This is a genomic window from Amycolatopsis dongchuanensis, assembly GCF_039542405.1.
In the GTDB taxonomy this organism is placed as follows: domain Bacteria; phylum Actinomycetota; class Actinomycetes; order Mycobacteriales; family Pseudonocardiaceae; genus Amycolatopsis_E; species Amycolatopsis_E sacchari.
The window spans coordinates 47,782-70,850 of sequence record NZ_BAABIB010000035.1; the positions used below are offsets into that span (position 1 = coordinate 47,782).

Here is a 23,069-nt window from a genome sequence, read left to right on the forward strand (position 1 = left end):
TTCCGTGACGCGTAGCGTCTCCGTCGCGGGTCGCTCAGGTTCGGCGGGCCGTGACGAAGCGCGGGCGTCCGGTGAGGTCCTGGTGGTCCCGCACGTCCGTGAGGACCTTGCGCGCCGAGACGACCGACGGGGCCGCCGTGCCGTGGGAGTCGTCGTGCTCGATGGCCATGCCCCCGCCGGGCTTGAGCAGGCGCGCGGCCGTCGCGACGGCCAGCCGGAGCACCGCGAGCCCGCCCTCGGACGCGAACACCGCCTGCGCGGGGTCGTAGTCGATCACCTCGGGCGGCAGGTCACCGCCCGGCGGCACGTACGGCGGGTTGCACAGGACGAGGTCCACGAGCCCGTCCAGCTCCGCGAAGATCGTGCTGTCGCCGACGTCGCCGGAGTACAGCCGGATCGGGGTGTCCCCCGCGGCCGCGCAGGCGTCGGCGTTGTGGCGCGCCCACGCCAGCGCCGTCGGGTCGTTGTCGACGGCGTAGACGATGGCGTCCGGGCGCTCGTGGGCGACGGCGAGCGCGAGCGCACCCGAACCCGTGCACAGGTCCACGACCACGGGGTGTTCACGGCCCTTGAGCAGCTGCAACCCCCATTCGAGGAGCAGCTCGGTCTCCGGACGCGGGATGAACACGCCGGGCCCGACGCTCACCGTGATGTTGCCCAGTGCCGCCCAGCCGGTCAGGTGCTGCAGCGGCACCCGCTTGGCGCGTTGCGCGACGAGCTGCCCGATCGCGTCGATGACGGGCGGGTCGACCAGCGGGATCAGCGGGAGCCGCCCGCGTTCGACGCCGAGGACGTGCGCGGCGAGCAGCTCGGCGTCCGTCCTCGGCGACGCGACGCCGGCCTGTTCCAGGATCCGGGTCGCCTCGAGGATCGCCAGGCGCAGGGGTTGCCGCTTCACGGCTTCAACCTTCCCACAAGCAGTCGGAAAACCCTCGCACGCGGGCGGGAGAACCGCCCGCCTGCCGCACCCCGCAGCTCACGACCCGGCGGTGGCCAGCCGTTCCTCGCGGTCGGCGGCCGCCAGTGCGTCGAGCACCCCGTCCAGGTCGCCGTCGAGGACCTGGTCGAGGTTGTACGCCTTGTAGTTCACCCGGTGGTCGGAGATCCGGTTCTCCGGGAAGTTGTACGTGCGCACGCGCTCGGAGCGGTCGACCGTCCGGACCTGCGAGCGCCGCGCGTCGGCCGCCTTGCTCGCGGCCTCCTCCTCCGCCAGCGCCTGCAGCCGGGCCTGCAGCACCTGGATGGCCCGCGCCCGGTTCTGGATCTGCGACTTCTCGTTCTGGCACGACACGACGATCCCGGTCGGCAGGTGGGTCACGCGGACCGCCGAGTCCGTGGTGTTCACACTCTGCCCGCCGGGGCCCGAGGAGCGGAACACGTCGATGCGCAGGTCGTTGGGGTCGATCTCCACCTCGACCTCCTCGGGCTCGGGGTAGATCAGCACCCCGGCGGCGGAGGTGTGGATGCGGCCCTGCGACTCCGTCGCGGGCACGCGCTGCACGCGGTGCACGCCGCCTTCGAACTTCAGCCGGGCCCACACGCCGTCGGCGTCCGTGCCCTTGCTCTTCAGCGACACCGTGACGTCCTTGTAGCCGCCCAGGTCCGACTCCACGGAGTCGAGCACCTCGGCCTTCCAGCCGTGCCGCTCGGCGTAACGCAGGTACATGCGCAGCAGGTCGCCCGCGAACAACGCCGACTCCTCGCCGCCTTCGCCCGACTTGATCTCCATGACCACGTCGGAGCCGTCGTACGGGTCGCGTGGCAGCAGCAGCTCGGTCAGCCGGGACTCGAGCGCCGGGATGCGCTCCGCGATCTCCTGGGCCTCGGCGGCGAACGCCGCGTCCTCGTGGGCCAGCTCCTGCGCCGCGGCGAGGTCGTCGCGGGCCGCGTCCAGCTCACCGATCGCCTTGACCACCGGGCTCAGCTCGGCGTAGCGGCGGCCCAGCTTGCGCGCGCGGCCCTGGTCGGCGTGCACCGCCGGGTCCGCGAGCTGCTTCTCCAGCTCGGCGTACTCGTCGAGCAGTCCGCGCAGTGACGACGATTCCACTTCAAAGACCTCTGGTTTCAGCGGGAAGAAGACCTACACACGAAAGCGGCGCCCGCCCCCGGGACCGGGTGCGGGCGCCGTCGAGCAAGCTACTTGGCGTCGGCCTTCTTCTGACGCTTGCCGTAGCGCGCCTCGAAGCGCGCGACCCGGCCACCGGTGTCCAGGATCTTCTGCTTGCCGGTGTAGAACGGGTGGCAGTTGGAGCAGATTTCGACCGTGATGTTGCCGGACGCCTTCGTGCTCCGCGTCGTGAAGGTGTTGCCGCAACCACAGGTGACCGTGGTCGGCACGTACTCGGGGTGGATACCGCTCTTCATGGGGTCCTCTCATCGTGGCCGCCGGGTCCTCGCGTGGAGGTGAACCGGAGCCGGACTTCAGCGGGATGATTTTGCCAGATCAGCTGACGTCTGGCACAACGCACCCCCGCCCACGGAAATTCCGCGGGCGGGGATTCCCCTGGGGGTCCAGGGGAATCCCCGCCCCCGGCGGGGGTCCGGGGGTTCGACCCCCGGAAAACACCTGACGGCGAGAGATGGCGAAGCGCCTGCGCGAGCAGGCGTCGCCATCTCGCAACCGTCAGTCCTCGTCGGCACCCAGCGCGGTCTTGGAGACCTGCATGAGGAACTCGACGTTGTTCTTCGTCTTGCGCAGGCGGGACAGCAGCAGGTCGATGGCCTGCTGGGAGTCCAGCGCCGACAGCACGCGGTGCAGCCGGTGGTGGATGGCCAGCTCGTCCGGCGAGAGCAGCAGCTCCTCCTTGCGGGTGCCGGACGGGTTGACGTCCACGGCCGGGAACACGCGGCGCTCGGCGATCTTGCGGTCGAGCTTGAGCTCCGCGTTACCGGTGCCCTTGAACTCCTCGAAGATGACCGTGTCACCGGTGGACCCGGTCTCCACCATCGCCGTGGCGAAGATGGTCAGCGAGCCGCCGTTCTCGATGTTGCGCGCCGCGCCGAGGAACCGCTTCGGCGGGAACAGCGCGGTCGAGTCGACACCACCGGACAGGATCCGGCCGGACGCCGGGGCCGCCAGGTTGTACGCACGGCCGAGGCGGGTGATCGAGTCGAGCAGGACCACCACGTCCATGCCCATCTCCACGAGGCGCTTGGCCCGCTCGATGGACAGCTCCGCGACCGACGTGTGGTCCGACGGCGGCCGGTCGAAGGTCGAGGCGATGACCTCGCCCTTCACCGAGCGCTGCATGTCGGTGACCTCTTCCGGACGCTCGTCGACGAGGACGACCATCAGGTGGCACTCGGGGTTGTTCGTGGTGATCGCGTTCGCGATGTCCTGCATGATCGTGGTCTTGCCGGCCTTCGGCGGCGACACGATCAGGGCACGCTGCCCCTTGCCGACCGGCATCACCAGGTCGATGACGCGGGTGGTCAGCTTGTGCGACTCGGTCTCCAGGCGCAGCCGCTCGTTCGGGTAGAGCGGGGTGAGCTTGGTGAACTCGGGGCGCTTCTTGGCCTGGTCCGGCTCGAGCCCGTTGACGCTGTCGACCCGCACCAGCGGGTTGAACTTCTGGCGCTGCTGCTCGCCCTCACGCGGCTGCTTGACGACACCGGTGATGGCGTCACCGCGGCGCAGGCCGTACTTGCGGACCAGCGACAGCGACACGTACACGTCGTTCGGCCCCGGCAGGTAACCCGAGGTGCGCACGAACGCGTAGTTGTCGAGGACGTCGAGGATGCCCGCGACGGGCAGCAGGACGTCGTCCTCGCGGATCTCGGTGTCGGGGCCGCCGCCCTCGCCACGGCCACTGCCGCCACGGCGGCGACGGTCGCGGAACCGGCGACCGCGACGGCCGCCTTCGTCGTCGTCCGACCCGCCGGCGTTGCCACCGCCACCCTGCTGGCCGCGGTTGTTCTGGGACTGGTTGTTGTTCTGCTGGCGGCGGTCGTCACGCTGCTCACCGCCACGCTCGCGCTGCTGCTGGTCGCCGCCGCGCTGCTGGCCACCGTCACGCTGGCCACCGTCACGCTGCTGGCCACCGTCACGCTGCTGGCCACCGTCGCGCTGGCCGCCCGCGTCGGGGCTGCCCGCGGCGCGGTTGGAGCCGCGGCGACGGCGGCTGCCGCCCTCACGCCGGGCACCGTCCTCCCCCTGCTGGGGGGTTTCCTCGGCGGTCTTCTCCGCCTGCGGCGCCTTGGCGGCGGCGGGCTGCTCGGCCGGCTTTTCCACGGGCTTGTCCGCCTTCTCCGCCTTTTCCGGCTTCCCGGCCGGGGCGGGGGCCGCCTTCTCGGCGGTCACGGCGTCGAAGGGCAGCGTGTCGTCCGCCGCGGCGCGCTTGCTGCGGGGTGCCTTGCCCTGACGCTCGCGGATGGCGGCGATGAGGTCGCCCTTGCGCATGCCCTTGGTGTCCCCGACACCCAGTTCCGCCGCGAGTTCCCGCAGGTCAGCGATCACCATGCCGGACAGCCCGCCGGTGCGGCGCTTCGGCGCCGTGCCATTGGCCTGTTCCCCTGCTGATCCCGACGCGACCGGAGCGGCCTGGGTCTCCAGGTCACCGCTCAAAAGATCGGTGTTGCTCACACATGTCCTTCCTGACCGATCCACGCCTCCAGGTGGATCAGCGGACTACCGCCCGCGTCTGATCGCGCAGCGGTTCGCTACTGCCCGGTGCGGCTTCTCCAGCCCGAGACCGGCAGGTCACAGCGGCGGAGCCGCCACACGGGATGCCTGCTCCACGGGGGAGCACGCTGAATTCGTCACCGTTGCCACCGGAAACCCGCCTGAGGTCCATCCCTGCATCAGCTGTGCGGAATCATCGGCTTCAAACTGAAGATGCGATCCGGGAAGGATCCCCCGGGACCGTCACCGGGTGCGGAACTGCGCACGGTGATCGAACGCCCCCGAGGGTAGACCGAGCGGAGTCGAGGTGCAACAACCACCCCCGGCGTGGCGCCGAATCGGGTTGACCCCGCTACCGCGGCGTGACCTGGACTCCGACCGGATCGACCGGTAGTTCGGAGACGACGAAGCCTTCAACACCGACCGAACCGGGAATTATTCCGTCGGTCGTCAGCGCCAGCACCGTGGGTCCGGCGCCGGACACCGTGGCCGCCACCCCGGCGTCACGCAGCTCACGCACGAGCCGCGCGGTCGCCGGGTAGGCGGAGGCGCGGTAGTGCTGGTGCAGCCGGTCCGCGGTGGCGGGCAGCAGCACGGCGGGATCGCAGGTCAGCGCGTGCACGGCGAGGGCGGCGCGGCCCGCGGAGAAGGCGGCGTCGGGGTGCGGGACCTGCGGCGGCAGCAGCCCGCGAGTGGCCGCGGTGGAGGACTTCACGCCGGGTACCGCGACGACCGGGCGGATCGAAGGGTGCACCGTCAGCCGCTCGGCCGAAAACCGCCCGTCCTCGCACCACGCGATGACCAGGCCGCCCAGCAGGCTCGCGGCCGCGTTGTCCGCGTGCCCCTCGAACTCGGCGGCCAGCTGCACGGCCTCGGCGTCCGGCTCGCGCTCCGCGAGCGCGTAGCCCGCCGCGACACCCGACACGACCGCGGCGGCGGACGAGCCGAGCCCGCGCGCGTGCGGGATCTTGTTGAAACAACGCAGGTGCAGGCCCGGCACACGCACCCCGAGCCGCTCGCAGGTGTGGCGAATCGCACGTACGACGAGGTGTGTTTCGTCGGTCGGCACGTCCTCGACGCCACCCGCGCCCGCGTCGAACACCTCGACCTTCAGCCCGGCCTCGATGACCTGCACCTCGACCACGTCGTGCAGCCCGAGCGCCAGCCCCAGCGCGTCGAAGCCGGGCCCGAGGTTCGCCGACGACGCCGGCACGGTCACCTTGAACGACGTCACGACAGGTCCAGCGCCGCCGCGACCGCGTTCGGGTCCACCGACAGGGGTTCGACCTCGACGTTGCCTTCCAGGGCCGTAGACGGGTCCTTCAGGCCGTGCCCGGTGACGGTGCAGACCACCGTCGCGCCCTTGGGCAGCCGCCCGTCCGCCGCGGTGAGCAGCAGCCCGGCGACGCTCGTCGCCGACGAGGGCTCGACGAACACGCCCTCCTTGCTCGCCAGCAGCCGGTACGCGGCGAGGATCTGCTCGTCGGTGACCTTCTCGAACAGGCCACCGGAAGCGTTGCGCGCGTTGACCGCGCCCTCCCACGAGGCGGGGCTGCCGATCCGGATCGCGGTCGCGATCGTCTCCGGCTCCTTGACCGGTTCGCCGTGCACGAGCGGCGCAGCACCCGCGGCCTGGAAACCGAACATCCGCGGGGTGTTCTCGACGATCCCGTCGGCGGCGTAACCCGTGTAACCCGCCCAGTACGCGGTGATGTTGCCCGCGTTGCCGACCGGGAGGCAGTGGATGTCGGGCGCCCGGCCGAGCACGTCGCACACCTCGTACGCGGCGGTCCGCTGGCCGATCAGGCGCACCGGGTTGACGGAGTTGACGAGCGTCACCGGGTGGTCGGCCGCCGTCTTGCGGGCGAGTTCGAGGCAGTCGTCGAAGTTGCCGTCGACCTGCAGGATCCGCGCGCCGTGCAGGACGGCCTGGGCGAGCTTGCCCATCGCGATCTTGCCCTGCGGCACGAGGACCGCGCACGTCAGCCCGGCCCGCGCGGCGTACGCGGCGGCGGAGGCGGAGGTGTTGCCGGTGGAGGCGCAGATCACGGCCTGCAGCCCGCTGGCGAGCGCGTGCGTGATGGCCACGGTCATGCCGCGGTCCTTGAACGAGCCCGTCGGGTTGGCGCCCTCGACCTTGAGGTAGACCTCGGCACCGGTCAGCTCCGACAGGTGCGGGGCGGGCAGCAGCGGCGTGTTGCCCTCGCCGAGGGTGACCACCTTCGCCCCGGCCGGGATCGGCACCCGGTCCGCGTACGCCTCGATGATCCCCGGCCAACCGGGCTTCGCACCGGTCATGAGTCTTCGCCTTCCACCCGCATCACGCTGACCACTTCGCGCACGACGTCCATCTTCCCGATCGCCTCGACCGTCGCGTCGAGAGCCGCGTCAGGAGCGAGGTGGGTCACGATGACCAGGCTCGCGGTGGACAGCCGGTCGCGCTGGCGCACGGCCGCGATGCTCACGCCGTGGTCGGCGAACACCTGCGCCACCTGGGCCAGCACACCAGGGCGGTCGGCCACGTCGAGGCTCACGTGGTAGCGCGTGGGTGTCTGGCCCATCGGGCGCACGGGCAGGTTGGCGTGCGCGGACTCGCGCGGGCCTCGCCCGCCGAGCACCAGGTTGCGCGCCACCGCGACGAGGTCGCCCAGCACCGCGCTGGCCGTCGGCGCGCCGCCGGCGCCCTGCCCGTAGAACATCAGCTCGCCCGCCGCGTCCGCCTCGACGAACACGGCGTTGAACGCGCCGCCGACGCCCGCGAGCGGGTGGCTGCGCGGGATCATCACCGGGTGCACGCGGGCTGACACCGACTCCGTGCCGTCGTCGGCCGTCACGCGCTCGCAGATCGCGAGCAGCTTCACCGTGCGGCCCAGCGCTTTCGCGGCCGCGATGTCGGACGCGGTGACCCCCGAGATGCCCTCGCGGTGGACGTCCGACGCGGTCACGCGGGTGTGGAACGCCAGCGACGCCAGGATCGCGGCCTTCGACGCGGCGTCGTAACCGTCCACATCGGCCGTCGGGTCCGCCTCCGCGTACCCGAGGCGGCTTGCCTCGTCGAGGGTTTCGGCGTATCCGGCACCCGTGGAGTCCATCGCGGACAGGATGAAGTTGGTGGTGCCGTTGACGATGCCCATCACCTTCGTGATGCGGTCACCCGCCAGCGACTCGCGCAGCGGCCGCAGCAACGGGATCGCACCGGCCACCGAGGCCTCGAAGTACAGGTCCGCGCCCGCGGCGTCGGCGGCTTCGGACAGCTCGCCGGAGTACTCCGACAGCAGCGCCTTGTTCGCCGTGACGACCGACTTCCCCTTGCGCAGCGCGGTGAGCAGCCACGTCCGCACGGGCTCGATCCCGCCGATCAGCTCGACGACGACGTCCACATCGGACTCCACGAGCGCGGCGGCGTCGGCGGTGAGCAGGTGCTGCGGCAGCTCGGGGTGCTTGTCGGGGCGGCGCACCGCGATGCCGGCCAGCTCCACCGGGGCACCGGCGCGGGCGGCCAGCTCGTCGGCCTGCTCGGTCAGCAGGCGCGCGACCTCACCGCCCACCGTGCCGCAGCCGAGCAGCGCAACGCGGACCATCCTGCCGTCCGAAGTGGACAGTGTCACGACACCTCCAGGTTCAGCATGTCCTCGACGGTCTCCCGGCGCAGCAGCAGCCGGGCGCTGCCGTTGCGGACCGCGACCACGGCGGGCCGCGGCTGGCGGTTGTAGTTGCTGGCCATCGAGTAGCAGTACGCGCCGGTGGCGGCGAGCGCGAGCAGGTCACCGGGCGCGAGGGTGTCGGGCAGCCAGCAGTCGCGGACGACGATGTCACCGGACTCGCAGTGCTTGCCCACCACGCGCGAGAGCGCAGCGCCGACCTCACCGTCGCCGTCGGCGGCGGAGCGGGACACCAGGCGGCAGTCGTACACCGCGTCGTAGAGCGCGGTGCGGATGTTGTCGCTCATGCCGCCGTCGACGCTGACGTAGCGGCGGCTCAGGTTGTCGCCCAGCGACACGTCCTTGATGGTGCCGACCTCGTACAGCGTGATCGTGCCGGGACCGGCGATCGCGCGGCCCGGCTCGCCCGCGATGCGCGGCACCGGCAGCCCGGCGAACTCGCACTCCTTGCGGACGATCTCGCGGATCTGCGTCACCATCTGCGCGGGCGGCGGCGGGTTGTCCCGGTCGGTGTAGGCGATCCCGAAACCACCACCGAGGTCCACAACGGACAGCTGCTGGATCAGCTCGTCGCCGTGTTCCTTGCGCAGCTCCGCGAGCAGCCCGACGACGCGCCGCGCGGCGACCTCGAAACCGTCCGAGTCGAAGATCTGCGAACCGATGTGGCTGTGCAGCCCGACGAGCCGCAGCGAGGACGCGTTGAGCACCCGCCGCACCGCCTCGGCGGCGTCCCCCGCCGCGAGCGAGAACCCGAACTTCTGGTCCTCGTGCGCGGTCGCGATGAACTCGTGGGTGTGGGCCTCGACACCGACCGTGACGCGCACGAGGACGTTCTGCACGACCTCGCGGCGCGCGGCGACGTCGGCGAGCCTGGCGATCTCGTAGAACGAGTCGAGCACCACCGTGCCGACGCCCGCGTCCACCGCGGCCTCCAGCTCGGCGATGGACTTGTTGTTGCCGTGGAACGTGATCCGCTCGGCGGGGAACCCGGCGTGCAGCGCGACCGCCAGCTCTCCCCCGCTCGCGACGTCCAGGCTCAGGCCCTGCGCGGCGACCCAGCGGGCGATCTCCGTGCAGAGGAAGGCCTTGGACGCGTAGTGCACCAGCGACGGATCATCGAAGGCCTCGGCGTACTCGGCGCAGCGCGCCTTGAAGTCGGCCTCGTCCACGACGAACAGCGGGGTGCCGTAGGTGTCGGCGAGCTCGCGGACGTCGACACCGGCGATGCGGACGACGCCGTCGGGCGCGCGGTAAGTGTTGCGGGGCCACACCTTCGGGTACAGCCGGTCGAACTCGTCGGCCGTGGCCGGGGGAAAACCGGCGGTGTCGGCGTGCGGGCGCACATCGGCGTGCCGGGGTCCTGCGGGGTGAGCCATGGGTTACATCCGTTCCGGGGCGGAGACACCGAGCAGCGCCAGGCCGTTCGCGAACACCTGCCGCGCGGCCTCGCACAGGGCGAGGCGCGCGAAGGTGAGCGGGGTGGCCTCCGCGTCGCCCTTGGGCAGCACGGGCGCGACGGCGTAGAACTTGTGGAACGCGCCGGCCAGGCTCTCCAGGTACCGGGCGACGCGGTGCGGCTCACGCAGCTCGGCGGCCCGGCGGACGATCGTCGGGAACTCGCCGATCGTGCGGATCAGGTCGCCTTCCTGCGGGAGCGTGAGCAGGCCGAGGTCCACCCCGGCGTCCGGCTTCAGGCCGAGGTCGGCGGCGTTGCGCTGCAGTGACGCCAGGCGCGCGTGGGCGTACTGCACGTAGTAGACCGGGTTCTCGTCGCTGTGCTTGCGCAGCAGGTCGAGGTCGATGTCGATCGAGGAGTCCACCGAGTACCGGGTCAGCTCGTAGCGCGCGGCGTCCACGCCCACGGCCTCGACGAGGTCCTCCATCGTGATCACCGTGCCGGCGCGCTTGCTCATCCGGACCGGCTTGCCGCCGCTGACGAGGTTCACCAGCTGGCCGATCAGCACCTCGACGACCGCCGGGTCGTGCCCCATCGCGGCCGCGGCCGCCTTGAGCCGCGCGATGTAGCCGTGGTGGTCGGCGCCCAGCATGTAGATGCACAGGTCGAAACCGCGGCCGATCTTGTCCTGCAGGTACGCGATGTCGCCCGCGATGTAGGCCGGGTTGCCGTCGCTCTTGATGACCACGCGGTCCTTGTCGTCACCGAACTCGGTGGAGCGCAGCCACCACGCGCCGTCGGCCTCGTACAGGGTGCCCTTGGCCTTCAGCTCCTCCACCGCACCGGCCACCGCGCCGCTGGCGTGCAGCGAGTCCTCGTGGAAGAAGACGTCGAAGTCGGTGCCGAACTCGTGGAGGCTCTTCTTGATCTCGGCGAACATCAGGTCGACGCCGATGCGGCGGAACGTCTCGTGCCGCTCGGCCTCGGGGTGCGACAGCGCGCTCGGCTCCTGCCGCAGCACCTCGGCGGCGATGTCCGAGATGTACGCACCCGCGTAACCGTCCTCCGGCGCGGGCTCGCCCTTCGCGGCGGCGATCAGCGACCGGACGAAGCGGTCGATCTGCGCACCGGCGTCGTTGAAGTAGTACTCGCGCGTGACGTCGGCGCCCTGCGCGGCCAGGATGCGGCCCAGCGCGTCACCGACGGCGGCCCAGCGCGTGCCGCCCAGGTGGATCGGGCCCGTCGGGTTCGCGGAGACGAACTCGAGGTTGATCTTGCGGCCGGTCAGCGCGTCACCGGTGCCGTAGCGCTCCCCCGCGGAGAGGACCTGGCGCACCTGCTCGCCCTGCGCGTCGGCGGCGAGGCGGAAGTTCAGGAAGCCGGGGCCGGCGACCTCGGCGCTCGCGACCCCGTCGTCGCCGGCGACCTGCTCGGCGAGGGCCTGGGCGAACTCACGCGGCTGCATCCCGACCTTCTTCGCCACCTGCAGGGCCAGGTTGGTGGCGTAGTCTCCGTGGTCGGGGTTGCGGGGTCGCTCGATCGTCACGGTCTCGGGCAGGGCGGCGGGGTCGAGCCCACGCGAGGTCAGCACCTGCACGGCGGACGAGCGAACGAGTTCGGCAAGCACGGCGGGAGTCACCACGCGAGTGTATGTGGCCGTTGACGTGCACCTGACACGCCCACCCGCCAGCCCGCCACCACCCTCAACGGAGGCACTACGCGCCGCTCACACGATTCTCTCTAGACTCACTGAGGGCAATTCAGATCTCGAGCGGATGCGGGAGCCATGGCCAGCGGCACGAAGAAGAAGGCCTCCTCGAAGAAGGCCGTCAAGGCGGCGCGGAACTCGGTGGTGACCAAACGGGGCTTCCCGTGGGGCACGGTCATCGCGGTCGTCGCCGTCGTGGCGCTCGCCGCCGTCGTCGTCACCTACTACCTCGTGCAGTCCGCGCCCAAGCGCGCGCTCGCCGACTGGGTGCCCAGCGCGTCGAACCCCGACCCGTCGCTCAAGCTCGCCGGGATCGTGACGGTGCAGTACCAGGGCAGCGTGCACGTCCTGCCGACCGAGCGCGTCGCGTACGACCACTCGCCGCCGTTCGGCGGGCCGCACGACGGCTACTGGGCGGCGTGCAACGGCATCGTCTACCCGAAGGCCGTGCGCACCGAGAACATGGTCCACTCGCTCGAGCACGGCGCGGTCTGGATCGCCTACAACCCCGACCAGGTCACCGGTGACGCGGTGAACAAGCTCAAGGCCAAGGTCGAGGGCAAGCCGTACACGATGATGTCGCCGTACCCGGGCCTCGACAAGCCGATCTCGCTGCAGTCCTGGGGCCACCAGCTCAAGGTGGACAGTGCCGACGACCAGCGCATCGACGAGTTCATCACCGCGCTGCGCACCAACCAGAACACCTACCCCGAGGTCGGCGCCTCCTGCGACGCGCTCGGGCCGGGTGCGTTCGACCCCGACAACCCGCCCGCGTTCGACCCGACCCCGCCGGGCCCCGACGCGAAGCCGATGGACTACAAGGGTTCCACGGGCACGCAGCAGGACATGGGCGCCGGCGCGTCGACCGCCCCGTCCCCCACGCCGTGATGACCGAGCCCATCGAGGAGGTTCCGGCGCGGCCCTCGTGGTCGCGCCCGGTCGTGATCGGCGCGACGGTGGTCGCGGTCCTGCTGCTGGGCGCGGTGATCGGGATGTTCCTGACGCAGCGCGCGCTCAACTCGTCCGAACAGGCCACCCCGGCGGCGGGTTCGGTGGAGGTCGGGTTCGCGCAGGACATGTCGGTGCACCACCTGCAGGCCGTCACGATGGCCAACTGGGCCCGTGATCACAGCACCGACCAGCAGATCCGGCAGCTGGCGTTCGACATCCAGAGCACGCAGCTGGAGCAGGTGGGCCGGATGAAGGGCTGGCTGATGCTGTGGGGCCAGCCCGAGCAGACGACCGGCGCGTACATGTCGTGGATGAGCCAGCCGGACGCCCACCACATGGCCGGTATGTCGATGTCGTCCACGAGTTCCGGTGACGCGCCGATGCCGGGCATGGCGACGAACGCGGAGCTGGCGAAGCTGCGCTCGCTGTCCGGCAAGGACCTGGACGTCTACTTCCTGCAGCTGATGCTGCGGCACCACCAGGGCGGCACGGAGATGGCGCAGTACGCACACGACCACACGTCCGTGGCCGCGGTGAAGACGCTGACGCAGAGCATCCTCGACTCGCAGGGCGCGGAGATGGTGCTGATGAAGCAGCTGCTCGCCGCGCGGGGCGCTCAGCCGCTGTAGTTCACCAGGACAGTTCCTCGCAGCGCTTCGCCTGCTCGCACGGCTCGATCTGCAGCGTGGCGTGCTGGATGTGGTAGTCGTTCGCGAGCAGGTTCTGGGCCTGTGCCAGCACTTCCGCGGGTTCGGCGTGCTGCTCGACGGCGAGGTGCGCCGAGGCGACCTCCATGCCGGAGGTGAGGGTCCAGACGTGCAGGTCGTGCACGTCGCGGACGCCCGCGAGCGCGGCCAGTTCGGTGGCGATGCCCTCGACGTCGACCTCCGCGGGCGCGTGCTGGAAGAGGATCCGCAGGGCCCGCCTGGCCAGCGCCACGGTGCGGGGCAGGACGAACAGCCCGATCGCGACACCGATGATCGGGTCGGCGTAGCGCCAGCCGGTCGTGAGCGTGATCGCGCCGCTGACGAGGACGCCGACGGAGCCGATGAGGTCGGCGAGCACCTCGAGGTACGCGCCGCGGACGTTGAGGCTCTCCTTGGCGCCCGCCCGCAGGAGGGCGAAGGCGGCAAGGTTCGCGACGAGGCCCGCGACGGCCGTCAGGAGCACGGGGAGGCCGGGCACCTCGGGCGGGTCGGTGATGCGGCCGATCGCCTCGACGAGGACGTACCCGGCGACGCCGAACAGGAGGACGGCGTTGCCCAGGGCGGCCAGCACCTCGGCGCGGTACAGGCCGAAGGTGCGCCGGTAGGTCGGTCCGCTGCGCCGCGCCAGGACGATGGCCGTGAGGGCCATCCCGAGGCCGAACACGTCGGTGAGCATGTGCGCGGCGTCGGAGATGAGGGCCAGCGAGCCGGTCAGCACACCGACGACGACCTCGAGCACGAGGAACAAGACGCCAATCCCAAGCGCGACGACGAGCCGGGGCAGATGACGCCCCGACGCGCTCGGCACGCCGTGGCCGTGGCCGTGTCCCATGCCGCCCTCCTCCTCTCGCGTCTCTCGCCGCGTCGCTCCGCTCCTGGTTCCTGGTTCCTGGTTCCTGCCGGCAACGTATAGCGATATGCGCATGTATGCAATACAGGCTAGCCTTACCTCTCCCGGAACGTACCGCTCTTCGACCGAACCCGCACGGGGTCCCGGGTGCCGGACGCGCGATCGGGTGCGCTAGAGTTCTCCACGTCGTCAAGACGGCGCCCTCGTAGCTCAGGGGATAGAGCACTGCCCTCCGGAGGCAGGTGTCGCAGGTTCGAATCCTGCCGAGGGCACCCAGGTCAGAGCCACTTTTTCGATCGCAAGATCATTTCCGGGTCACATTGGGGGCACTCGCCGCCCGGTCCATCCGGTCGGCGATCTCGTCCAGCCGGTCCGGGAACAGGTGCCCGTACAGGTCGAGGGTCATCGTCGCGGTCTTGTGCCCCAGCATCTGCTGGACGATCTTGACGTCGGCGCCCGAAGCAATGGCCAGTGAAGCCGCCGTGTGCCGTAGCTCATGCGGGTGGAAGCCCTGCGGCCCGACCTTGCGCACAGCAGCGTCGAAGACCCGGCGCCGGAAGTTCCGCACCCGCAGGACACCGCCCTGGGGCGAGGTGAACACCAGTGCGTCGTCCGGCCGGTGCTCGATCCGGGACGCCAGCTCGTCCGCCAGGAAGCGCGGCAGCGGCACCGACCGCCGCTCGTGCGTCTTGGGTGTCCCCCAGACCAGTTCGCCGTTGACCTCCGTCACCGACTCCGCGATCAGGACCCGCCGCCGCTGAAGGTCCACCCGGCCGACCTTCAAGGCTGCCAGCTCTCCCCATCGCAGGCCGGTGTAGGCCAGGAACCGGACCACGATGCCGTAGGAGCCGCAGGCGTCGGCCAAGGCGGCAACCTGAGCGTGGTTCAGGTAGCGGTGGTCCGGAAGCGCCGGCCGGGGAAGCCGCACACCCTCGGCCGGGTTGCGCGCGAGCCGAGCGTCCTTCACCGCCCAGGCGAGCATCTGCGAGAAGACCCCGTGCACCTTGATCACAGAGGCGGCCGACCACTCCTTCGCAAGCCCCGAAACCCACACCTGCACGTCCGCGTGCTTGATCGACGACAGGTGCACGTTGCCCCAGCGAGGCAGGATGTGGGTGTTGATGGCGATCTCGTACCGGACGAACGTGGACCGGGCGAGGTGTCCTTGCGCATCAAGCCAGCGCTTCGCCCACTCCCCCACCTGGACACGGCCAGCCTCGGGGGCGATGTAGGAACCGGAACGCAGGCCGTGCTCCAGGCTCGCAGCGAAGCTCTCCGCGTCCGTCTTGCGCGTGAAACTCTTCTTGCGCTGCTTGCCATCCGGGTCGCGCCAGCGCACCAGCCAGCGGGCACCAACGCCGTAGCGGTCAGTGCGCACAGGCTTTCCGTCCGGGCCGCGCCGGTGCCACCGGTCGTCAATGTCAGCCATCAGGCCACCTCGGCGAGGTCTGGTCGGTGTGCCTTGCGGCGTTCGAGTGCAGCGTCTGCGATGGCTTCGGCGAGTTGGCGTTCGGCGTCGTTGCGGTAGCCGACGCCGGTCATGGACCAGTCGCTGACCACCACGACCTCGGAGGTGTCCTCGATCCCGAGCGCGGCCAGCTCGCGGGCGAAGCGGTGCTCACGGCGGGCCGACCGCAGAGCGGTGAAGGTGGTGGAGTAGCGGCGGGACTTGGTCAGGAAGTGGCCGCGGAAGCCGAGCATGTGCGCCCACTTCCGCAGCCGCAGGTCCGCGAACTCCGGCAGCCCGCCGAGGTTCCAGGCCGTGCGCATCATGGCGCGGGCGTGCTCGGAGACGTTCAGGTCGGCGATGTGCTGCTCGGAGCGGATCGGGGTGTCCGAGCCGGTGGTCTGGCCGGTGCCCTTGGTGGCGTACTTCGCGACGTACCCGGCGACCTGCCGGTCGTGGACGAGCTGGGCCGGGTCGTCGGGGTCGGTGGCGGTGATGGGTTCGCAGTCCACCTGGTCACCCCACGTCAGCCTTCGTGACCCGACCACGTCGGAGTCCGGACTGTCCACAGTGGTCGACGCGGCGGCCGAGCGGATCACGGCGTCGAGTAGCTCGGTGGTTGCTGCGGCGGGTGGGGTGCTGCCGGGGCCGGTGGGGCCGTCGAGGCGGACGACGGCGTGGAAGTGCACCAGGCCCCGCCGCTGGTACTCGGCGACCTTGGCGTACGAGAGGCGCGCGTGGTCGCGCAGCTCGCGGGGGCGCAGGCCCAGGGCGCGGGCGAGGTGGCGGGCGACAGTGATGGTGAACCGGCGCCACAGCTCCGGGGCGTGGGCCTGCCAGAGCACCGCGCCGGTGTAGTCGTAGCCCTGCGGGTCGATCGGCGATCCCAGGCGGGTGTCGTGCTCGTGGTGGTACTCCCCGCACGCACACCGGCGGGCCTTCCCGGCGCGGGTGGTCGGCCGGTTGTGCACCGCCCCGAACGACGGCGCCGTGAGGGTGATGAACAGCCGCGGGGACTGCCCCACCTCGTCGGTGACGCCCTTGCCGCCGGTCAGGCCGCAGCGGATCAGGTGGAAGGTGTCCGCCGCGTAGCGTGCCGAGCAGGCCGGGCAGCGGGACTCGCGCCGGTTGTTGCAGGCGGCGAAGATCGCACCCTCAGTCTCCTTGACACGCCGCCCATCACGGGTCTCCCAATACGAGGAGCCCGCCAGCCGGATCGGCTTCGCGCAGCCGCCCACGGCCTCCACTTTGGCCCGCCACGACCGGTAGCCCCCGGAGCGCAGCAACAGCGAGAGGCGTTCGTCCTCCGTGGACAGACGTTCGACGAGAGCAGCGCCCATCAGAACGTCCCCGTGCAGAACCCGCAGAAGTACACCCCGCCCTTACGGCCGGTCATCGACCCGTCGTAGTCATCGCACGCCAACGTTCCCCAGCAGTCCCCGCACACCTTCGGGTTCGGCGCGTCCCGGCCGTTACGGCGCCGCACCGAGGCCACGAACCGCGACAGCGAGTACTCCTTGTGCGGCCCCACCACCGAATAGGTCTCCCCCTGCTCCACCAGGGCGTCCCACTCCTGCGGCGACAACCCCAGCTCATCAGTGATGACCTCTTCGATATACGGCGGAAGATCACCGACCTTGTTCCGCGCGTACGGCTCCAGAGTCAGCGGGTTCTCATCCGAGAACCGGAACCGCTCCGGCACCTCCACCACATGCAACGGCTCATCAAGCACAGCCAGCGCACCCACAGCCACCTCCGTGTTTATGGCCCTAAACTCACTGGTCGAAGTGAGTCGCCTGCGTTTAGGGGGATAAACCGAGAGTAGCTCCCGTAGCCACGTACGTCAAGGGGGGCTAAACTCCAGAAGATGAGCAGCGAGTTCGAGGGCGTGCGGCGGGAGTCGGACCCAATCCGGCAAGGCCAGCGCGCCACCGAGCTACTTGCCGTCTACCAGCAGCGCGCGACCGAACTCGCTCGGCTCCGGCGAGACGCGATCGAGCGCGCGCACCGCGAACTCGGCCTCAGCTACACGGAGATCGCAACGAGGCTCGGGATCACCAAGGGTCGGGTCACCCAGATCCGCAGCACGGCCCCCGCGCCCGAACGGGCGTTCTTCGGTGTCGGTCCCGTCAGCGTCGGCGTGCCGTACCGCTACCAGACCACCGACCGCGAACGACCGTTGATCGCAGCCGAGGACGCGAAGACGGGGGAGCAGGTCGTCCGGCTGCTGGAGTCGCTGACCTTCGCGACCAGCCAATACCAGATCGAGCCGGACCGGACCGCCCCGCCAGCCGGAGACACGGTTGTTGTCTGTGGTCCGAAGTCGGCCCCGATCGGCGCCTGGCTGCTCGACCAAGACCCTGCTCTCGCGATGGTCAACGACAGCGGCCGGTGGTGGATCGAGGAGGCCGCCACGGGCAAGCGTCACGGCTCCCCCAGCGATGACGCCCAGGCTGCACCGGCGGATCTCGCGTACGTCGGGCGGCACATCATCGACGGCCGTGTCGTCGTCCACATCGCGGGTGTCCACAGCATCGGCTCGCTCGGGGCGGCCGACTACCTCGTGAAGAACCTCGCGGACCTCTTCGCCAAGACAGCCGAGACGCCATGTTCGCTGATCGTGCGAGCGGGGTACGACGGCTTAGACATCACCCACAGCGAACTTGCAGCCGGACCCTTCCTTTGGTGATCACGTGCGCACAGCAGCAGCCCAGCTCCCACCGTTCGAGCAGAGCGCCGACAAGGTGTTCGCCACGCCTCACGCCGTCGTGCTGCTCGACGGAGCGTCGGCGTTCGTACCCGTGCCCGTGTCCCCGGCTGCGTACGCTGAACAGCTGGGGATGAGCCTCCGGAATCTCTTGCTCACCGAACCACAGGCCGACCTCCGCCTGATCCTCAGTCAGGCCATCGCAGGTACGGCGGAGGCCCTGCACCTGGTGCCAGGGCGTTCCCCGTCGAGCACGGTCACGATCGCCCGCCAGACGAACGGCCGCGTGAATGTCCTGGCCCTTGGGGACAGCGTGGCCATCCTGCCGCACGAGGTGGTCACCGACGAGCGGATGGACGCGCTGGACCTGGAGCCCCGACGCGTGTACCGGGAGCGCTTGATGGCTGGACACGGGTACGGCGCCCAGCATCGCGAGACGGTTCGCGAGCTGCAAAGGCAGCAGGCCGCCTACCGGAACCGTGACGGCGGCTACTGGATCGCGGAGGCCGATCCGAACGCGGCTCAACATGCCTTGCTGCGGCAGTACGGCACTGACGAGGTTCCTTGGCTCGTTCTCGCCAGCGATGGCGCCTACAACACGATGAGCCATCTCCGCCTGAATGACTGGGCCGCTGTCGCGCGCATGTCCACAGAGGAGCTTCACGAACGCCTCAATCGCTGTCAGGCATGGGAAGCCGAGGCCGACCCGGATGGCAAGTCGCTCCCACGAGCCAAGCGCCACGACGACAAGAGTCTTGCAGCCGTCCTGCTCGACACTTGATCCGCAGAGCCACTGCCCGTACACGCGGTGAGGACTTTCTCTACATCATCAAGGCGGCCCCTGCGGGGCCGCTGACCCGGCCCCTCTCTGTCGAACCGCCAGGCGCGGGCGTGCGGCTGGCGCCGGTCCCGCGCGGCGGTTCGACACAGGCCGGGCGACCCCGCAGCCGCCGCGAAGAAGAGAAGATGCCCTCGCCGGGCGGGCAGGTCTCCGGGATGGCTGAGAGAGCAGGAACGCTGCGGTACGTGGGGCTGCTTGCCATCCCGACGACCTCCCCAAGGGCTATCACGCCGCGTCAAGGGGGCAGACCGCAGGCACAGTCGCCACAGCAGGAGAAGTGCCCCCTTGACCCGATGTGATCGGGCTGCGCCAGGTCGACGGGATGGCAAGAAAGCCCCACTCGAAGGTGGAGACCATCCACCCACGGCGGGGCACATCAGGGGCACACGAGAGCCACCAGCGACCGAAACCAACGGCAAATGACCATCACCACGCAAGACGGCCAACCGCAGGTCAGCGGCCGGGCAGCAGGTTGAAGCCCCGGCCGGAGCGCCCTCCGGAGGCAGGTGTCGCAGGTTCGAATCCTGCCGAGGGCACTCCAAGGATGGGAACGGGAGAGATGGTCGGCATGACATCCTCCTCGTTCTTGTCTTCGACTTGTGCGTGAGCGTGCCTGCTCTGCTGACCAGGCACGGTGATGGCTTCTACACCCCTCTGACGTGCCGCGAGTGCGGTTGCGCCGGAGAGTGTGACGGTGACTCGGAGTCGGTTGGCGTCCTTGTCGTAGTGCAGCTCGAGCCGCAGGGCCTCGAAGAGTCGCCGGGCGAGTTCCTCCGGTAGTTGATCTACCTGGATGTCACCGACAGGCATGACGTCGAGCAGGTCCGCGTTGGGTGCTTATTCGTGCTGTTCCTCGGCCTCGGTGAGCTGCGTCTCCAGGGCGGCCTTGCGTTCGCGGAGCTCCGCCCGGCGGTCGTTGATGTCTCGGATGAGATCTTGGTCGGGGTTGTCGAAGAGTTCCAGACTGCGCATGACGCGCTTCATCTTGACCGCGATGTCGTCGATCCGGTGCCGGAGCGCAGCGATGTGATCTTCGCGTTCGCGTTGTGCCTTGACTCCCAGCTCTTGAAGGTTGTAGGTGAGGAGGCTGCGGCGGTACGCCCCGAACACGTGGGCGGAGAGGAACTCGTCGAGCTTGGCGACCAGAGCGTCTTCTCGGACCCAGAACGAGCCCGGGGCCGGGTGGCCCTCGGGGACGTAGCCCTTCTTCGGCGCGCAAACGTAGTACGCGTGGCCGCGCCGGGTTTTTCCGTTCATCCGGCGGCCGCAGCTGTCGCAGAAGAGGTACGTGCGGAGCAGGTACGAGCGTTTCGTCTGCGGGTGCCTGACATTGGTGTTGCTGGTGCTCCGGGAGCCGAAGCGGTGCTGGCCGACTTCCTGGGCCCGCAGCCAGATTTCGAGGTCGACGAGCGGTTCGTGGACCGGCTCGGCGGACCAGATCCACTCCTCGATGGGGTTGATCCGGTTCCCGCGGTTCTTTCTTCCGCGCCGGTTCCAGACCATGTAGCCGGTGTATTTGGGATTGGTCTCGATGTCCCGGACATTGGAATCCGTCCAGTGCCCCACTGCTCTGCCGGGGTCGACGGGAATGGGAGGCGGATACCGTTCGAGGTCTCGGTTGAGCCGATCAGCGATAGCCCGGCGGCTGAGGCGCTCGTTGACCCGCCACTCGAAGATCTTGCGTACGGCAGGGGTCTCCGCCGGGTCGGGCTCGAGAAAGGTCTTCTTGATGCCCTTGGCGCGCTTGGCAGGAACCGGATGCGGCACGTGCTTGGCCCGGTATCCGTGGCAGGGCTTGCCGATGTTGAAGCCGGCCTCGGCGTGCACGGCGTAGCCATCCCATGCCTTTTCCAGCATGTCCACGACGTAGTACTCGGAGATGCTCTGCTTGACGCGCCGGGTCAGCAACTGGGTGGCGATCTTCGGCTTACGGCCGTCTACTGTGGATAGCTCGAACGGTTCGTCGGCAGCCAGCAGGCGCACTCCGGCGCGCTCAAGCCGGTGTTCGATGCTGGTTCCGTAGTACATGTGGCGCGCCGTGCGGTCGATGGACTCGCAGATGACGTAGTCGAAGTGTCGGTCCGTGCGTTCGGCCTCGGCGAGAAGATCGGAAATCCCGCCGTCGCGAGGAATGGGGATATCGAACTGCTCGTGCGCATGTCCACCGCCGCGAGCGTCCAGGTCCATCCGCCCCGACTCGACGTCGTAGAAGTTCGCCACAATCACCGCGTTCTCCGGCAACGCGCGCTGAGACACACCGAGCTGGCGGGGCAAGGACAGCGTAGGATCCTGCATGTCCTTTGTAGACACACGTCCCAGCCAGGCAAACCGGTAGACGACCGGAGCTGACGCGAGAGGGATCGCTCCGTCCCGCGACCGGGAGTGACGGTATGGACTCCGAACACGGCCTACGCCGCGCTTTCCCGTCCACTTGCGGACCTGTTCCGGGCCTGCCACTCCGTCACCTCCCACAGCACCCGAGCCTGCACCTCGGCCAGCCGTTCTCCCTCGGCGCCTCGGACGACCCTCAACTCCGCAACGACCTCAGGCGGCTCATCCCGGGCCAGGTGACCGGTCGATTCGTCACGGCGGGTGGTCTCACCTGCCATCAGTACATCTCCAGCCCAGGGCGTCGAACTTCTTCGGCCGGGTGCTGGACTTTGCCAGCTGTACCAGCTGAAGCAGCTGGCACGCAAGCGGTCCGCTCCTATACCGCGTCCGTCTCCATACCGGTGTCCCGCCGGACTGACTTCTCCGGTCGCAGTCCGATCTCCCATCGAACACGGGGAACCCAGTCCGTATCCCGACTCTCGCGCGGCCGACTCCGAGTGTTCCACCCCGCGCGGGCCCGGAGTACAGCGACAGGCTTCATGCCGACAGCGCGAAGGCTCGCTCCCGTTTCTCCGTCCTGCGTGTAGGAAATCAGTCTTCGATATCCAAGAGCGCGCGCCGTTCGCCACGCCGCTCCGTAGAGCGCGCTGTTCGCGTTGCGGGTGCCGTCGGTACACGTGCGAGTAACCTCCACGGTCAGGCCGTCATCCAGGTGGCGGGCGACAGGGCGCCCGACAGTGGCGACCCCGACCAGCTCGTGGCCGGCCGCTACCCCGAGCGCGAACTTCATCCCCCGCGGTGGCTTGTGATGCCGATGGTGAGCCTGAATGAACTCCGCAGCTTCACGGAACGTCACGGGCACGATGGTCAGTTTCCGGCCCATGGCCATCACGCGGTCCGCATCCGGACTGTCGACCAGGCGACGTCAGGAGGGCGAGCATCCAGTGTGCTGAACATGTCCAAGAAGTCCGCGAGCAGTCGGTCGATCAGACAGCAGAAGTCGCGCGGCGCTCGCCATCCGAGGTGGCGGATCGGCAATGAAGGTCAAGCTCTAGCTGCCACGGCTGTGGACAACTCCTGGCACGTCCTCCAGCGGCCGGTATCGGTGCGCCCGATTGACTGCGTCATCGTCGCAGGTCAGCATCGTGACATGTTTTGCGCCACCTCGAGAAGGGAGCAGCATGCGAGCTCACTTTCTCGGTAAAGACCCCTCCTCGCTGGAGGGCAACTCACCGACCCTGTTCGCCACCGACCGCTCCGATCGCAAGACCTATATCGCCCAGGGCTGGGTCGTGACCGACCCGGACGCGCTGGCCGACGTCGGTCCCGTCCCTCCGGGCGAAGCCCTCATCGAGATTCCGGAGGACGTCCTCGCGTTCTACACGCGCAACCCCGAGGAGGAAGACCGCTGAGCCGCTTCATCGAACCCGGGCCTGAGTTCACCGACCTTTTCCGGACTTTCGAGCACACCGCCTTCCGCCTTGAGGTGCGTGACCGCTACGACGCGCCCCGCGAGGCCGAATCCTTCCGCAAGTTCCTCGCCGGCGAGCCGGACGACCTCGCCTGGTACCAGGGCTGGCTCGACATGGTCCGTGGAGCTACGACCGCAGGCCGGCGCTTCTCGCGCGTCCGCGTTGTCAGCTTGCCCTTGTCGGACTACAACCGGTTCGGCTTCTGGGCCTCACAGTTCACCATCGAAGCCGGCGACGACATCCGCTACCTGACCCGGGAGCGGGCCGAAGCCGCGGACCTGCCGGACCACGACTACTGGCTGTTCGACTCGCGCCTTCTAAGGGATGTCTCGTAACCCGGTGGGCGGCTGGCCGGTCCGGTAGTTGATCATGTTGT

Annotated in this window: 22 protein-coding genes and 1 tRNA gene; 7 read left to right on the forward strand and 16 right to left on the reverse strand. The window is 69.6% G+C overall.

Features of this window, described 5'->3' with window-relative positions:
• Positions 1-34: 34 nt before the first annotated feature.
• The 9 genes from prmC to argS all read right to left on the reverse strand — a co-directional run bounded on the left by prmC (position 35) and on the right by argS (position 11,318).
• A complete protein-coding gene (gene prmC / locus ABFX51_RS06790) occupies positions 35-898 on the reverse strand; it encodes a peptide chain release factor N(5)-glutamine methyltransferase (RefSeq protein ID WP_091513936.1) in 864 nt (287 codons plus the stop codon).
• A 78-nt stretch (positions 899-976) separates the two neighbouring features.
• A complete protein-coding gene (gene prfA / locus ABFX51_RS06795) occupies positions 977-2,047 on the reverse strand; it encodes a peptide chain release factor 1 (RefSeq protein WP_091513938.1) in 1,071 nt (356 codons plus the stop codon).
• Between the two features lie 89 nt (positions 2,048-2,136).
• The gene (gene rpmE, locus ABFX51_RS06800; protein ID WP_091513941.1) at positions 2,137-2,364 is read right to left on the reverse strand and encodes a 50S ribosomal protein L31; all 228 of its coding nucleotides are present in this window, start codon (positions 2,362-2,364) and stop codon (positions 2,137-2,139) included.
• 259 nt (positions 2,365-2,623) lie between these two features.
• Entirely contained in the window at positions 2,624-4,582 is a 1,959-nt protein-coding gene (gene rho, locus ABFX51_RS06805; RefSeq protein ID WP_428832444.1) for a transcription termination factor Rho, read from the reverse strand.
• A gap of 391 nt (positions 4,583-4,973) precedes the next feature.
• The gene (gene thrB, locus ABFX51_RS06810) at positions 4,974-5,855 is read right to left on the reverse strand and encodes a homoserine kinase (RefSeq protein ID WP_346052816.1); all 882 of its coding nucleotides are present in this window, start codon (positions 5,853-5,855) and stop codon (positions 4,974-4,976) included.
• Positions 5,852-6,919 carry a threonine synthase gene (thrC, locus tag ABFX51_RS06815; protein ID WP_346052818.1) on the reverse strand — a complete coding sequence of 356 codons (1,068 nt, stop codon included), beginning with the start codon at positions 6,917-6,919 and terminating at the stop codon, positions 5,852-5,854. The genes thrB and thrC overlap by 4 nt, the downstream gene beginning before the upstream one ends.
• The gene (locus tag ABFX51_RS06820; protein WP_346052850.1) at positions 6,916-8,202 is read right to left on the reverse strand and encodes a homoserine dehydrogenase; all 1,287 of its coding nucleotides are present in this window, start codon (positions 8,200-8,202) and stop codon (positions 6,916-6,918) included. The genes thrC and ABFX51_RS06820 overlap by 4 nt, the downstream gene beginning before the upstream one ends.
• Positions 8,203-8,225: 23 nt before the next feature.
• Positions 8,226-9,659 carry a diaminopimelate decarboxylase gene (gene lysA, locus ABFX51_RS06825; RefSeq protein WP_346052820.1) on the reverse strand — a complete coding sequence of 478 codons (1,434 nt, stop codon included), beginning with the start codon at positions 9,657-9,659 and terminating at the stop codon, positions 8,226-8,228.
• A gap of 3 nt (positions 9,660-9,662) precedes the next feature.
• Positions 9,663-11,318: an arginine--tRNA ligase gene (gene argS, locus ABFX51_RS06830; protein ID WP_346052821.1), complete on the reverse strand. Its 1,656-nt coding sequence runs from the start codon at positions 11,316-11,318 to the stop codon at positions 9,663-9,665.
• A gap of 147 nt (positions 11,319-11,465) precedes the next feature.
• Here argS and ABFX51_RS06835 point away from each other — a divergent pair, with 147 nt between their 5' ends.
• Both ABFX51_RS06835 and ABFX51_RS06840 read left to right on the forward strand, forming a co-directional pair.
• A complete protein-coding gene (locus ABFX51_RS06835) occupies positions 11,466-12,275 on the forward strand; it encodes a thioredoxin-like domain-containing protein (RefSeq protein ID WP_346052823.1) in 810 nt (269 codons plus the stop codon).
• Positions 12,275-12,967, forward strand: a complete 693-nt coding sequence (locus ABFX51_RS06840) for a DUF305 domain-containing protein (protein ID WP_346052825.1) — start codon at positions 12,275-12,277, stop codon at positions 12,965-12,967. The genes ABFX51_RS06835 and ABFX51_RS06840 overlap by 1 nt, the downstream gene beginning before the upstream one ends.
• 1 nt (position 12,968) lies before the next feature.
• Here ABFX51_RS06840 and ABFX51_RS06845 read toward each other — a convergent pair whose 3' ends face one another.
• A complete protein-coding gene (locus ABFX51_RS06845; RefSeq protein ID WP_346052827.1) occupies positions 12,969-13,877 on the reverse strand; it encodes a cation diffusion facilitator family transporter in 909 nt (302 codons plus the stop codon).
• Between the two features lie 217 nt (positions 13,878-14,094).
• On the opposite strand from ABFX51_RS06845, the gene ABFX51_RS06850 reads away from it, so the two are divergent.
• A tRNA-Arg gene (locus ABFX51_RS06850) sits at positions 14,095-14,167 on the forward strand.
• Positions 14,168-14,199: 32 nt separating this feature from the next.
• Here the strand turns inward: ABFX51_RS06850 and ABFX51_RS06855 are convergent.
• The 3 genes from ABFX51_RS06855 to ABFX51_RS06865 are packed head-to-tail and all read right to left on the reverse strand — an operon-like array spanning position 14,200 to position 17,089.
• Positions 14,200-15,324 carry a tyrosine-type recombinase/integrase gene (locus ABFX51_RS06855; protein ID WP_346052829.1) on the reverse strand — a complete coding sequence of 375 codons (1,125 nt, stop codon included), beginning with the start codon at positions 15,322-15,324 and terminating at the stop codon, positions 14,200-14,202.
• On the reverse strand, positions 15,324-16,682 hold the full coding sequence (locus tag ABFX51_RS06860; protein WP_346052831.1) for a replication initiator: 1,359 nt from the start codon (positions 16,680-16,682) through the stop codon (positions 15,324-15,326). The genes ABFX51_RS06855 and ABFX51_RS06860 overlap by 1 nt, the downstream gene beginning before the upstream one ends.
• Positions 16,682-17,089, reverse strand: coding sequence for a hypothetical protein (locus ABFX51_RS06865; RefSeq protein WP_346052833.1), 408 nt, complete (start codon positions 17,087-17,089; stop codon positions 16,682-16,684). The genes ABFX51_RS06860 and ABFX51_RS06865 overlap by 1 nt, the downstream gene beginning before the upstream one ends.
• A gap of 120 nt (positions 17,090-17,209) precedes the next feature.
• Between ABFX51_RS06865 and ABFX51_RS06870 the strand changes: the two genes are divergently transcribed.
• Together ABFX51_RS06870 and ABFX51_RS06875 are read left to right on the forward strand one after the other, a co-directional pair.
• Positions 17,210-18,031 (forward strand): sigma-70 RNA polymerase sigma factor region 4 domain-containing protein, encoded by an 822-nt coding sequence (locus ABFX51_RS06870; protein ID WP_346052834.1) that lies wholly within the window; start codon positions 17,210-17,212, stop codon positions 18,029-18,031.
• 4 nt (positions 18,032-18,035) lie between these two features.
• Positions 18,036-18,830 carry a hypothetical protein gene (locus ABFX51_RS06875; RefSeq protein WP_346052836.1) on the forward strand — a complete coding sequence of 265 codons (795 nt, stop codon included), beginning with the start codon at positions 18,036-18,038 and terminating at the stop codon, positions 18,828-18,830.
• Between the two features lie 513 nt (positions 18,831-19,343).
• Here ABFX51_RS06875 and ABFX51_RS06880 read toward each other — a convergent pair.
• From ABFX51_RS06880 to ABFX51_RS06890, 3 genes are all read right to left on the reverse strand, one after another.
• A complete protein-coding gene (locus ABFX51_RS06880) occupies positions 19,344-19,700 on the reverse strand; it encodes a hypothetical protein (protein WP_346052838.1) in 357 nt (118 codons plus the stop codon).
• A gap of 27 nt (positions 19,701-19,727) precedes the next feature.
• Positions 19,728-21,164, reverse strand: a complete 1,437-nt coding sequence (locus ABFX51_RS06885; protein WP_346052840.1) for a recombinase family protein — start codon at positions 21,162-21,164, stop codon at positions 19,728-19,730.
• Positions 21,165-21,597: 433 nt separating this feature from the next.
• On the reverse strand, positions 21,598-22,110 hold the full coding sequence (locus ABFX51_RS06890) for an XF1762 family protein (protein WP_346052842.1): 513 nt from the start codon (positions 22,108-22,110) through the stop codon (positions 21,598-21,600).
• 292 nt (positions 22,111-22,402) lie between these two features.
• On the opposite strand from ABFX51_RS06890, the gene ABFX51_RS06895 reads away from it, so the two are divergent.
• Both ABFX51_RS06895 and ABFX51_RS06900 read left to right on the forward strand, forming a co-directional pair.
• A complete protein-coding gene (locus tag ABFX51_RS06895; protein WP_346052844.1) occupies positions 22,403-22,633 on the forward strand; it encodes a hypothetical protein in 231 nt (76 codons plus the stop codon).
• Between the two features lie 8 nt (positions 22,634-22,641).
• Positions 22,642-23,028 carry a DUF6879 family protein gene (locus ABFX51_RS06900; RefSeq protein WP_346052852.1) on the forward strand — a complete coding sequence of 129 codons (387 nt, stop codon included), beginning with the start codon at positions 22,642-22,644 and terminating at the stop codon, positions 23,026-23,028.
• Positions 23,029-23,069: the final 41 nt, after the last annotated feature.